11 protein-coding genes are annotated in these 11,716 nt (G+C 55.9%); 5 read left to right on the top strand and 6 right to left on the bottom strand.

Going from position 1 to position 11,716, the window contains the following annotated elements:
* Positions 1-6: 6 nt before the first annotated feature.
* Complete coding sequence (locus tag LB462_RS10075; protein ID WP_224507475.1) at positions 7-1,893, bottom strand: MFS transporter; 1,887 nt, start codon at positions 1,891-1,893, stop codon at positions 7-9.
* A gap of 337 nt (positions 1,894-2,230) precedes the next feature.
* On the opposite strand from LB462_RS10075, the gene LB462_RS31140 reads away from it, so the two are divergent.
* Together LB462_RS31140 and LB462_RS10070 are read left to right on the top strand one after the other, a co-directional pair.
* Positions 2,231-2,362, top strand: a complete 132-nt coding sequence (locus tag LB462_RS31140) for a hypothetical protein (protein ID WP_255626548.1) — start codon at positions 2,231-2,233, stop codon at positions 2,360-2,362.
* Positions 2,363-2,463: 101 nt separating this feature from the next.
* A complete protein-coding gene (locus LB462_RS10070) occupies positions 2,464-3,498 on the top strand; it encodes an aspartate-semialdehyde dehydrogenase (protein ID WP_224507473.1) in 1,035 nt (344 codons plus the stop codon).
* A gap of 46 nt (positions 3,499-3,544) precedes the next feature.
* Here the strand turns inward: LB462_RS10070 and LB462_RS10065 are convergent, their stop codons facing one another.
* Positions 3,545-4,015: a MarR family winged helix-turn-helix transcriptional regulator gene (locus tag LB462_RS10065; protein ID WP_224507471.1), complete on the bottom strand. Its 471-nt coding sequence runs from the start codon at positions 4,013-4,015 to the stop codon at positions 3,545-3,547.
* A gap of 150 nt (positions 4,016-4,165) precedes the next feature.
* On the opposite strand from LB462_RS10065, the gene LB462_RS10060 reads away from it, so the two are divergent.
* Both LB462_RS10060 and LB462_RS10055 read left to right on the top strand, forming a co-directional pair.
* On the top strand, positions 4,166-4,588 hold the full coding sequence (locus tag LB462_RS10060) for an organic hydroperoxide resistance protein (protein WP_224507469.1): 423 nt from the start codon (positions 4,166-4,168) through the stop codon (positions 4,586-4,588).
* 188 nt (positions 4,589-4,776) lie between these two features.
* Positions 4,777-5,598, top strand: coding sequence for an alpha/beta fold hydrolase (locus LB462_RS10055; protein ID WP_224507467.1), 822 nt, complete (start codon positions 4,777-4,779; stop codon positions 5,596-5,598).
* 18 nt (positions 5,599-5,616) lie between these two features.
* Here LB462_RS10055 and LB462_RS10050 read toward each other — a convergent pair whose 3' ends face one another.
* A complete protein-coding gene (locus tag LB462_RS10050) occupies positions 5,617-7,665 on the bottom strand; it encodes a M3 family metallopeptidase (RefSeq protein WP_224507465.1) in 2,049 nt (682 codons plus the stop codon).
* A gap of 150 nt (positions 7,666-7,815) precedes the next feature.
* A complete protein-coding gene (locus LB462_RS10045; protein ID WP_224507463.1) occupies positions 7,816-9,039 on the bottom strand; it encodes an argininosuccinate synthase in 1,224 nt (407 codons plus the stop codon).
* A gap of 250 nt (positions 9,040-9,289) precedes the next feature.
* Here LB462_RS10045 and LB462_RS10040 point away from each other — a divergent pair, with 250 nt between their 5' ends.
* On the top strand, positions 9,290-9,931 hold the full coding sequence (locus LB462_RS10040) for a LysE family translocator (protein ID WP_209998885.1): 642 nt from the start codon (positions 9,290-9,292) through the stop codon (positions 9,929-9,931).
* An 8-nt stretch (positions 9,932-9,939) separates the two neighbouring features.
* On the opposite strand, the gene LB462_RS10035 is transcribed toward LB462_RS10040, so the two are convergent.
* Both LB462_RS10035 and rlmN read right to left on the bottom strand, forming a co-directional pair.
* A complete protein-coding gene (locus tag LB462_RS10035) occupies positions 9,940-10,368 on the bottom strand; it encodes a hypothetical protein (protein WP_224507461.1) in 429 nt (142 codons plus the stop codon).
* Entirely contained in the window at positions 10,365-11,603 is a 1,239-nt protein-coding gene (gene rlmN / locus LB462_RS10030) for a dual-specificity RNA methyltransferase RlmN (protein WP_224507459.1), read from the bottom strand. The genes LB462_RS10035 and rlmN overlap by 4 nt, the downstream gene beginning before the upstream one ends.
* Positions 11,604-11,716 lie beyond the last annotated feature (113 nt).

Here is an 11,716-nt window from a genome sequence, read left to right as displayed (position 1 = left end):
TACCGGTTACTTAATGTCGTGGAGATCGACTCCCCTGGTATCGCGGACAAAGATGAGGCCGATTATCAGGGTCATGGCTGCAACGATGATCGGATACCACAGGCCGTAGTAGATATCGCCCTTGAACGCGCTCATCGCGAAGACCGTCGCCGGGAGCAGGCCACCGAACCAGCCATTACCGATGTGATAGGGCAAGGACATGCCGGTGTAGCGGATCCGCGTTGGGAACATCTCGACGAGGATCGCCGCGATGGGACCGTAAACCATTGTCACATAGAGCACGAGCACGAAGAGGATCGCGATGACCTTTGTCCAATTGACAGCGGCCGGATCGGCAACCATCTTGAATGCGCCTGCGCCCGGCACACTATAGACCGGCACCTCGGTTGCACCGGCGGCCTCTTCCGCGGTCATCAGCTTATCCTTGATCGCTTGATCAACCGGAACCGTGGTCTTTGCGCCGGCGCGGATGGCAGCCGCATCGAGCGCGAGCTTCGGATTGGCTGCGATGAGAGCATCAAGTTTTGAGTCGACAACCTTCACCGGGTCGCGGACGAGGGGATAACCGCCGTCCTGGAGTGCGATGTTCACGCTCTTGGCGAAAGCCGCGTCCTTTGCCTTTGCGTCCGCTCCGGCAGCTGTTGCGTCGTAGGACTCGACCGTTTCCGAGCCGATCTTCACCGTCGCTACAGTACCAGGTGCAGCAGTCGCAACGACGTCATACGGCACCGAATTCCGGGTCAGGAATGATGTCGCGATATCGCAGGACGTGGTGAACTTTGCCGTGCCGGTAGGGTTGAACTGGAACTTGCAGTCGCCAGGCGCGGCCGTCACGGTTGCACGAACGTTCTGCTGTGCCGCGGCAAGTGCGGGGTTTGCCGCCCAGGTCAGCGCCTTGAACAGCGGGAAGTAGGTAAGGATAGCGAGCGCCAATCCAGCCATGATGATCGGCTTGCGGCCAATCTTGTCCGACAGCCAGCCGAAGAACACGAAAAAGCCGGTGCCAAGCAAAAGGGCGATGGCGATCATGATGTTGACCGACTGGCCATCGACCTTCAGAACGTTCTGCAGGAAGAACAATGCGTAGAACTGGCCGCAATACCAGACAACGGCCTGGCCGGCGGTGAGGCCGAGGAGTGCGATAAGCGCGATCTTCGCATTTTTCCATTGGCCGAAGGCTTCCGATAGCGGTGCCTTGGAGCCTTTACCCTCGTCCTTCATCCTTTGGAATGCCGGCGATTCGCTCAAGGACAAACGGATCCAGACGGAAATACCGAGGAGTATAAAAGATAGAATGAATGGAATACGCCAACCCCATGCAGCAAACGCTTCCTTACCGAGCCAATTCTGTATGATCAGGATGACGATGAGGGAGAGGAAGAGACCAAGTGTTGCTGTGGTCTGAATCCAGGACGTATAGTAGCCGCGTCTATTGTTTGGCGCGTGTTCAGCGACGTACGTTGCTGCGCCGCCATATTCACCACCGAGAGCTAGCCCTTGCAGCATGCGCAGGGCAATCAGGATGATGGGCGCGGCAATACCCCAACTGGCTGAACCTGGAAGAATGCCGACAAGGAAGGTCGACAGACCCATGATCATGATGGTGACGAGGAATGTGTATTTACGGCCGACCAGATCGCCGATGCGCCCGAAAACGAGGGCACCGAATGGCCGAACCAGGAAGCCTGCCGCGAAAGCCAGCAGCGCGAAGATATTGCGTGTCGCTTCCGGATACTCACTGAAGAAAGCGGTACCGATGAAAGCGGCCAGAGAGCCATAAAGATAAAAATCGTACCATTCAAAAACCGTTCCGAGCGAAGAAGCGAAGATAACCTTCTTTTCCTCTCTCGTCATACCCCGACTAGAAGTGTCGGCCACAGAAGTGGTTGCCATCTCATTTCCTCCCAGAAAACAGCAGTTGAGCCAAGAACACGACTGGTAACCCCCTTTGCCATGTCCTCGTCTGTCGACACTACGCTTGGTCGTCCGCAGAGCCTATTGCCCCGCCGTTGACCAGGCGCTGGTGAATGTCCTTCAGAATTCTTCCCCCCAAAGGTCGCGCACCCGATATACGGATGAAGTGTTCACCATATATTGATCAAAGCAAAGCCCGCATCTTACGTCAATTGGCGAAAATTGTGCGTAACACGACATATTCTTGTCATTTGCCGAGACAATTGACTCTTTACCGAAACCGCGTACAAGCACAGGCGGACAAGGAGATGCCCGCATGGGTGGCGAATCAACAGCGCTTTTTTTGACGAACGGTTCCGGCAAGCTTGCCGGAGGCATTGACGCGCGTGCTCTTGCCCTTAAAATTTCGGCCAAACAGACTGCGAAAACGACCACCAAAACGGTCTGATTTCCCTTGGCCTGCTCGCCCCCTCCCGGGTCCGGCCCGGGGGAGAAGACCCGCAGTGGCCAGCGGGTTTATACAGCAGAGAGGGACAGGAGATATTACAGATGAGTTTCAAGGTTGCGGTTGTTGGTGCCACAGGCAATGTGGGCCGCGAAATGCTTACAATACTGGAGGAGCGTGGCTTTCCGGTCAGCGAAGTCGTGGCGCTCGCCTCGCGCCGTTCACAGGGAACCGAGGTGTCCTTTGGCGACCGGACGCTCAAGGTCAAAAACCTCGATAATTACGATTTTTCCGATACAGACATCTGCCTGATGTCTGCCGGCGGTAATGTCTCGAAGGAATGGTCGCCGAAGATCGGCGCGCAGGGTTGCGTTGTCATCGATAACTCCTCCGCATGGCGTTACGATTCAAACGTACCGCTGATCGTGCCGGAAGTTAATCCCGACGCGATTACTGGCTTCACCAAGAAGAATATCATCGCCAATCCGAACTGCTCGACGGCTCAGCTCGTGGTCGCATTGAAGCCATTGCATGACAAGGCCAGGATCAAGCGTCTGGTCATCGCGACCTATCAATCCGTGTCGGGAGCCGGCAAGGACGGCATGGACGAGCTGTTTCAGCAGTCGCGGGCGGTATTCGTCGCCGATCCGGTGGAAGCCAAGAAATTTACCAAGCGCATTGCTTTCAATGTCATTCCGCACATCGACGTCTTTATGGAAGATGGCTCGACCAAGGAAGAATGGAAGATGGTCGCCGAGACCAAGAAGATGCTTGATCCGAAGATCAAGCTCACGGCGACCTGCGTCCGCGTACCGGTATTTATCGGTCACTCCGAAGCGGTAAATATCGAATTTGAAAGCCCGATGAGTGCTGAGGAAGCCCGCGAGATCCTGAGCGATGCGCCCGGATGCCTGGTTATTGATCGCCACGAAGATGGCGGCTATATCACACCCTACGAAGCCGCCGGTGAAGATGCGACTTACATTTCACGTATCCGCGAAGATATTACGGTCGAAAATGGTCTTTCCATCTGGATCGTTTCCGACAACCTGCGCAAGGGTGCGGCGCTTAATGCGATCCAGATTGCCGAGCTTCTGGTTGCGCGCGGGCTCATCCAGCCGAAGAAAATCGCGGCCTGATCATCAGCCGTTTGAATTGCAAAAGGGCGCGGGAGACCGCGCCCTTTTATTTGGCCTTGTCGATGCCGGCGATGAGATTGTCGCGCACGGTCATTAATTCGGCGCGCAAGTCTTTTGCTTCGCCCAGAGTGCAGCCAAATGCCTGTCCGATTGCAATGGGGATGGCTTCGGCGCGTTTTCGCGTGGCGCGGCCTTCATCCGTAAGCCCGATCAGAACCTGACGCTCGTCCGCCGTGTCGCGGCGGCGTGTGATCAAGCCCGCGCTCTCCAGACGTTTTAGGAGCGGGGTTAGCGTGCCTGAATCGAGGCTGAGCTTGTCACCGATCGATTTAACTGTCTGGTTTTCCCGCTCCCAGAGTACCACCATCACAAGATATTGCGGGTAGGTCAGGCCGAGCGCCGCCAGGCGCGGCTGGTAGGCACGCGTAACAGCGTTGGCGGTCGAGTAGATAGCAAAACATAGGAAGTTTTCCAGTTTGAGGAGTGAGTCCGGTGCATTTCCCGATGTTGGGTTCATTGTCAGTATCCTTCCAGGGCAGTGCAAGATAGCAAAGGCAATTGAATTGCGCATCATTTAATTTTTCGCCACATATCAAAATATCTATTGCGCACAATTTAATTGTGTGCGATTTAATGCGTGCGGAACAACCAACTTAAGGAACAAGTGATGAGCATTCTCTACACAACGAAGGCGACAGCAACCGGTGGCCGCGAGGGCCGCGCAGCAAGTGAAGATGGCCGCCTGAAAATTACACTTTCAACGCCGAAGGAACTTGGCGGCAATGGCGGTGACGGCACCAATCCGGAACAGCTTTTCGGCGCCGGCTATTCCGCCTGCTTTCTCAGCGCGATCAAATATGTAGCCGGCCAGAAGAAAGTGAAGCTTTCCGAGGAGAGCGCTGTCACTGCAACAGTTGGCATCGGTCCCCGCGAGGACGGCAAGGGGTTCGGCCTGGACGTCGCGCTCGCGGTCACTCTGCCGGGCGTCGAAGCGGCGCAGGCTCGGGAAATTGTCGATGCTGCGCACGTTGTTTGCCCCTATTCGGAGGCCACGCGCAGCAACCTCAACGTACGTATATCGATTAATTGACACCCGGGGTCGTCGTACTAGGGTTATCCAAGGAAGTTACACCAAGGGTGATATCCCGTTACATACGACGTCCCCCGCCACCTTTTCCAACCACCAGCATCAGATACTGGCACAATTGGGTGGTGGGTTAGCTGCCCAGATGCCCGCGCAACCGGAAATCAAACAACCAGCGAAAGGATACAACTCCCATGCCTACGATCACCACAAAAGACGGTACCGAAATCTACTACAAGGACTGGGGCAAGGGACAGCCGGTGGTTTTCAGCCATGGCTGGCCGCTCTCTTCAGACGCCTGGGAAGACCAGATGTTCTTCCTCGCCTCGAATGGCTACCGCGTCATTGCGCATGACCGCCGCGGCCATGGACGCTCCAGCCAGCCCTGGAATGGCAATGATCTGGATACCTATGCGGACGATCTGGCGGAGCTGTTCGAAAAGCTCGATCTGAAGGACGCAATCATGATCGGTCATTCGACGGGCGGCGGTGAAGTTGCCCGGTATATCGGACGACATGGCACAAAACGTGTTGCCAAAGCAGTGCTTGTCGGGGCCATTCCCCCGTTGATGCTGAAAACCGAGGCCAACCCCGAAGGCTTGCCTATAGATGTCTTCAATGGTCTGCGCGATGGGGTCCTCGCTGACCGGTCGCAGTTCTTCACAGACCTGTCGCTGCCGTTCTATGGCTATAACCGACCTGGCGCAAAAATTTCGGAAGGCGTCAGAGACTTCTTCTGGCTGCAAGGTATGATGGCTGGAATGCCCGCCTCCTACTTCTGCATCAAAGCATTCTCTGAGACCGACCTCACCGAAGATCTGAAGAAGTTCGACATTCCGACCTTGTTCATCCATGGCGATGACGATCAGATCGTGCCAATCGACGATGCGGCACGCAAGGCTGTTAAGATCGTGAAGAACGCTACCCTGAAGGTCTATCCAGGTGCGCCTCACGGTCTTGCGACGACGCACAAGAATCAGCTCAACAAGGACCTTCTGGATTTCGCCAAGGCCTGATCTGAACCTTGCGTCAAATCAAAGCCCACGCTTTTCGATCATGGCATCGGGCGTGGGCATCTTGCCGCGAAACGCCTTATAGAGATCTTCCGGATCGCGGCTTCCACCCGCTGAATAGATATATTGTCTCAGCTTCGCAGCGAGATCACTGTTGAACACATCGCCGGTCTCCTCGAAAGCCTTGAACGCATCCGCATCCAGCACCTCCGACCACATGTAGGAATAGTAGCCGGCTGAATAACCATCTCCGGAAAACACGTGCGTGAAGTGCGGGGTGCGATGGCGCATGATAATGGCGTCGGGCATCTCCAGTTGCCTCAATGTATCGGCCTCGAATTTGATCGGATCGACGGGCGGGGTACCGTCCGCATGAAACGCCATGTCAACCAGCGCAGACGAGGTGAATTCAACCGTGTTGAACCCCGCATTGAATGTATTGGCTGCGAGCACCTTGTCGAGCAAGGCCTTCGGCATCGCTTCGCCGGTGCGGTAATGAATTGCATACTTCTCAAGAATGGCCGGCACGGTCAGCCAGTGCTCGTAGAGTTGGGATGGCAATTCGACAAAGTCACGCGATACGGATGTGCCGGAAACGGCTGGCCAGGTGACGTCCGACAAAAGTCCATGCAGCGCATGGCCAAACTCATGAAACAGCGTTTTCGCACCATCAAGCGATAGCAGAGCAGGCTCACCCTTGGGCGGTTTGGCGAAATTCATAACGTTGTAGATGATCGGCTTGTGCTCGCCGTCGAGCTTGTGCTGTGACTGCAGCGCACTCATCCATGCACCAGAGCGCTTCGACTGGCGATTGAAATAATCGCCAAGGAAAAGACCACGTTCGCTGCCATCCGCATTGAAAACTTCCCAGACGCGGACATCGGGATGCCAGGTCGGAATGCCCTGTTTTTCCTCGAACGTAATTCCAAACAGACGTGTCGCGACGTCGAAGCAGGCCTCGATGACCTTCTCCAGTTGCAGGTAGGGTTTCAGTTCGGCCTCGTCGAAAGCGAAACGTTCGTTGCGCAGTTTCTCGGCATAGTACCGCCAGTCCCAGGGTTCGACTTTGTGATTGCGGCCTTCGCCTGTGATAAGCCGCTGCAGATCGGTTTCTTCTTCGGCGGCGCGCGCTTTGGCTTTGTCCCAGACTGGCTCCAGCAAGTCCATAACCGCCTTGGGCGTTTTGGCCATCGTGTCATCGAGCTTGTAAGCTCCGAAGCTTTTATAGCCGAGCAATTTGGCTTTTTCAGCACGCAGCTTCACCATTTCGGCAACGATGTCTGTATTGTCCGTCTCTCCGCCATTTTCGCCCCGGGCTGCCCAGGCACGGAACGACTTTTCGCGCAGGGAGCGGTTCTCGGAGAAGGACAGGAACGGTTCGATAATGGAGCGGGATAATGTGACTGCCCAGGCATCGGGTCGGTCACGCTCTTCGGCGGCACCGCGCATCGCATCACGCACAAAATCCGGCAAACCGGCCAGTTCCGCCTCGTCAGTGATGAAAAGTGCCCAGTCCGCTTCGTCTTTTTGCACATTCTGCCCGAATTGCGCGCCAAGGCTTGCGAGCCTTTCATTGATGTCGGCAAGCCGTGCCTTCCCCTGTTCATCGAGCCGCGCGCCACTGCGCACAAAACCTTTCCAGGTCTTTTCCAGTACGCGATCTGTTTCGGGATCGAGACCGAGCAGATCGCGCTGCTCGTAAAGCGAATCGATACGCGCGAAGAGCAGCGGGTTCATCATGATCGAGGAAGAATGGCGTGACATTTTCGGTGCAATGACCCGTTCAAGCGCCTGGATCGCTTCATTGGTGTGGGCACCGGCCCGCAGCCAGAAGATTGCGGAGACACGATCCAGGTCCTTGCCAGAAAGTTGCAGTGCTTTCAGCGTGTTCTCAATCGTTGGGACGTCGTGCTGGTTAACCACGGCCTCGATATCGGCGAGGTCACCTGCAAGGGCGGCATCAAAGGCAGCGGCGAAGTCGTCATCGTTGAAAGCGGTGAAGTCGGGCAACCCAAGAGGCCCCGTCCACTCTGTCAATGCTGCGTTGATGGACGGTTTCGTTGAGGACATGGGGGCACTCCGTCGTGGACAAGGAACTCTATGGGTCTAACATCTAAGACGGAGAAGCGAGTGCCACAAGCCGGTTGTGCGATAAAGTCTACGCAAGTGTGCCAAACAAAAAAGCGGGCAGGGCCCCGCTTCGTTTCGCGTTCGGAAATATCAGCTGTTGCGCTTGCGGGCGGCAAGCGTGCGCAGCCGCAACGCGTTGAGGCGGATAAATCCGGCGGCGTCCTTCTGGTCGTAAGCGCCGCGGTCGTCCTCGAAAGTCACGAGAGCGTCCGAATAGAGCGACTTCTTTGATTTCCGGCCGGAAACCATGACATTGCCCTTGTATAGCTTCAAACGAACGGTGCCTTCTACATCATCCTGGCTTTTGTCGATCATGGCCTGCAGCATTTCCCGCTCCGGCGAGAACCAGAAGCCGTTGTAGATGAGCTCGGCATAGCGTGGCATGAATTCATCTTTGAGATGGGCAGCGCCGCGATCGAGCGTAATCGATTCCATTGCACGATGTGCGGCGAGAAGTATGGTACCGCCGGGTGTCTCATAGACACCGCGCGATTTCATGCCGACGAAACGGTTTTCGACGAGATCAAGACGGCCGATACCATTGTCGCGGCCAAGGTCGTTAAGTGTTTTCAACAAAGTTGCGGGGGAGAGCGGCTTGCCGTCGATAGCAACCGCATCGCCCTTTTCGAAAGCGATTTCGATTTCCGTTACTTTATCTGGCGCTTCCATTGGCGAGATTGTGCGCTGGTGCACATATTCCGGAGCCTCTACCCACGGATCCTCAAGCACCTTTCCTTCCGACGAGGAGTGCAAAAGGTTTGCATCCACGGAGAACGGAGCCTCGCCGAGCTTGTCCTTGGCGATCGGAATCTGGTGTTCGCGCGCAAACTCCAGAAGATCCGTGCGCGATTTGAAGGTCCAGTCGCGCCACGGCGCGATCACCTTGATGTCCGGATTGAGCGCATAGGCGGAAAGCTCAAAGCGGACCTGATCGTTGCCCTTGCCGGTCGCGCCGTGGGCAATTGCGTCAGCGCCCGTGCGGGCTGCGATCTCGACGAGATGTTTTGAAATCAGCGGGCGGGCAATCGAAGTGCCGAGCAGATAGACGCCTTCATAGACGGCATTGGCGCGGAACATCGGAAAGACGAAATCGCGAACGAATTCCTCGCGGACATCCTCGATATAGATCTCCTTGATACCGAGCATCTCGGCTTTTTTCCGAGCCGGCTCGAGTTCCTCGCCCTGGCCGAGATCGGCGGTGAAGGTGACGACTTCAGCGCCGAGTTCCGTCTGCAGCCACTTCAGGATGATGGATGTGTCGAGTCCACCCGAATAGGCGAGCACAACCTTCTTGACGTCTTTCCACTTGTTCATTCTGTTTTCCTGCATATCGGCTGTCTCTTGCAGGTCTTTTATCAGGTGCGGTGGTGTTGGCAAGGCTGGTCTCGAAGAGCTGCAGCTTGCTGTACAGGTCTTGTGTTGTTCGGTGCACCGGAGAAGACAACCGTTTGGGAACAACATTCGAAAATGCACCAGATAAAATAGGCGGCAGGCGTCGAAAGCGGGTGGTTAAAATCCGATAGTCGCGTTAGCTTCCGACAAAATTCGTAGCGGAGCTTATAGAATGAACTTCATTCCCGAATGGTCCATTATCCTGCAGTTCGCCGTTGCGACCTTTGTTCTTTCCATCACCCCCGGGCCTGACATGACACTTTTCGTGGGGCGTGCTTTGTCGGAAGGCAAAGCAGCCGGTTTTGCCTGTCTGGCGGGTGCAAGCAGCGGCATAGTGGTACATACGACCATGGTGGCTATCGGCCTTTCGGCGTTGATTGTTGCATCACCGAGCGCGTTCCTTGCGCTCAAGATTGTCGGCGCGGGATACCTGGTATGGCTTGCCTATCAGGCAATCCGCCATGGTTCAGCGTTCTCGCCGGAAAAGCAGGTCGGCCAATCGCATACATTGTTTCAAAACTGGCTGACCGGCTTCGGAATCAATCTGCTCAATCCGAAAATCATCCTGTTCTTCATGACCTTCCTGCCGCAATTCGTCTCTGCCTCGGATCCTCACGCACCCGGAAAGCTGTTTTTTCTAGGTGTGCTGTTTATCCCGCTCGCCCTGCCTGTGGTTGCGCCGATGATTATCGCGGCAGACAAGTTTTCAAAATTGCTCAAGAAAAATCCGACCGTCACCCGGATCACCGATTGGCTTTTTGCGGGTGTTTTTTCCGCTTTCGCGGCGAAGATACTGATGGCACAGGCGAAGTAGGGCTTGAGCTATAGGTCTTTCGGAAGCTTGGCGATCACGCCTGCACTGCGTCCTGAAATCAGCCAGTATACAAAACCACCGACAACACCGGTGGCGAGGATTGCAGCGAACGTACTTGTGTCTTCTGCCTGCGGCCGCCATTTCCAGACAATGATGATGACGGCAATACCAGCGCCGCCGAGCGCATAGAATAGCCAATCGCGCCAGGCGGTCAGTTCGGCATACAGGATCAGAATCGCCGCCGGAAAGAAGATGCTGTAGCCAATCACCACCGCAAAAGCTGGAACGGTCAAATACAAGAATGGACCCTCAGAGCCGATCAACTCGGAACTGCCAAGCAGCAGCAGGTTGAGGAACAACGATGCGGCGAAAATCGCGCAGACGAAGCCAAACGTGATCAGGGCAAAACGTAGCAAGTAGGCCAGGATCTGGCTCAATCTTCGCCGTGCCCGGCGATCATGGCCGCCTCGAACGCCAGACGGTCTGTCTTCTTCATGCGTTCCGATTCCGATTTCAACTGACCGCAGGCTGCCAAAATATCACGTCCGCGCGGGGTGCGGATCGGTGAGGCGTAGCCGGCATTGTTGACGTAATCGGCGAACTTCTCGATCTGCTCCCAGTCGGAACACTGGTAGTTCACACCGGGCCAGGGATTGAACGGGATCAGATTGATCTTCGCCGGAATGCCTCTGAGCAGCTTTACCAGCTGTTTGGCATCATCCAGCGAGTCATTGACGCCCTTGAGCATGACATATTCAAAGGTGATGCGCTTCGAATTGGAAAGGCTCGGGTAGGCTCGGCACGCGTCGAGCAATTCCTTCAGTGGATACTTCTTGTTGATTGGCACGAGCATGTCGCGCAGATCGTCGTTCACCGCATGCAACGAGATTGCCAGCATCACGCCAATCTCTTCGCCTGCGCGATAAATTTCCGGCACGACGCCTGAAGTCGACAATGTGATCCGGCGCTTGGACAACGACAGGCCATCGCCATCGGAGGCGATCAGCAGAGCCTTCTTGACGTTCTCGAAATTATAAAGCGGCTCGCCCATTCCCATCATCACGATGTTGGAAACCTTGCGGCCCTCAGCCGGTACAATTGCACCGTCCGGCGTATTGCGATCAGGGAAATCGCCGAGGCGGTCCCGAGCGATCAGCAGCTGAGCCAGAATTTCTTCAGCGGTCAGATTGCGGACGAGCTTCTGGGTGCCCGTGTGGCAGAAGGAGCAGGTGAGGGTGCAGCCGACCTGGCTGGAAATACACAGGGTGCCGCGGCCTTCTTCCGGAATATAAACGGTTTCGATCTCGACAGGACGTCCGGCCCCGCGTGGCGGGAAGCGGAACAGCCACTTGCGGGTCCCGTCGTTGGAGATCTGTTCCTCGACGATCTCCGGACGCGCAATATTGAAATGCCGATCCAGCAGCTCACGCATGTCCCTGGAAATGTTCAGCATATCCGCGAAATCGGAAACGCCGCGCACATAGAGCCAATGCCAGAGCTGCGCGACGCGCATCTTTATCTGACGTTCCGGCACGCCGATCGCAACCAGCGCCTCGCCCATTTCCGCACGCGACAAGCCAATCAACGACGGCTTTTCAACCATCGCGGTTCGACTGGCATCACGGGATTTGTCCCGGGCAACAGGATGTGTCAGGTCTAGCGATACGGACATGGAGTTTTCTAACGTTCTAATCGGAAGCGGGGCTCATACCACGTTCCAGCCCGCGCGTCACCTCCACATGCAAAAGGGCCGAAACAGTGCTCGGCCCCTTTATGACAATATCT

This window comes from Phyllobacterium chamaecytisi, from assembly GCF_020164455.1.
Lineage (GTDB): Bacteria > Pseudomonadota > Alphaproteobacteria > Rhizobiales > Rhizobiaceae > Phyllobacterium > Phyllobacterium chamaecytisi.
Note: the sequence above shows the minus strand (reverse complement) of the source record. Positions and strands in the feature narration are given on the sequence as shown.

What these genes read in the sequence shown, in the direction of transcription:
- LB462_RS10060 (WP_224507469.1), top strand. Translation starts at nt 4,166, where the DNA reads ATGAGCATTCTCTACACAACGAAGGCGACAGCAACCGGTGGCCGCGAG.
- LB462_RS10070 (WP_224507473.1), top strand. Translation starts at nt 2,464, where the DNA reads ATGAGTTTCAAGGTTGCGGTTGTTGGTGCCACAGGCAATGTGGGCCGC.
- LB462_RS10055 (WP_224507467.1), top strand. Translation starts at nt 4,777, where the DNA reads ATGCCTACGATCACCACAAAAGACGGTACCGAAATCTACTACAAGGAC.
- LB462_RS10065 (WP_224507471.1), bottom strand. Translation starts at nt 4,015, where the DNA reads ATGAACCCAACATCGGGAAATGCACCGGACTCACTCCTCAAACTGGAA.
- LB462_RS10050 (WP_224507465.1), bottom strand. Translation starts at nt 7,665, where the DNA reads ATGTCCTCAACGAAACCGTCCATCAACGCAGCATTGACAGAGTGGACG.
- LB462_RS10040 (WP_209998885.1), top strand. Translation starts at nt 9,290, where the DNA reads ATGAACTTCATTCCCGAATGGTCCATTATCCTGCAGTTCGCCGTTGCG.
- LB462_RS10045 (WP_224507463.1), bottom strand. Translation starts at nt 9,039, where the DNA reads ATGAACAAGTGGAAAGACGTCAAGAAGGTTGTGCTCGCCTATTCGGGT.
- LB462_RS31140 (WP_255626548.1), top strand. Translation starts at nt 2,231, where the DNA reads ATGGGTGGCGAATCAACAGCGCTTTTTTTGACGAACGGTTCCGGCAAG.
- rlmN (WP_224507459.1), bottom strand. Translation starts at nt 11,603, where the DNA reads ATGTCCGTATCGCTAGACCTGACACATCCTGTTGCCCGGGACAAATCC.
- LB462_RS10075 (WP_224507475.1), bottom strand. Translation starts at nt 1,893, where the DNA reads ATGGCAACCACTTCTGTGGCCGACACTTCTAGTCGGGGTATGACGAGA.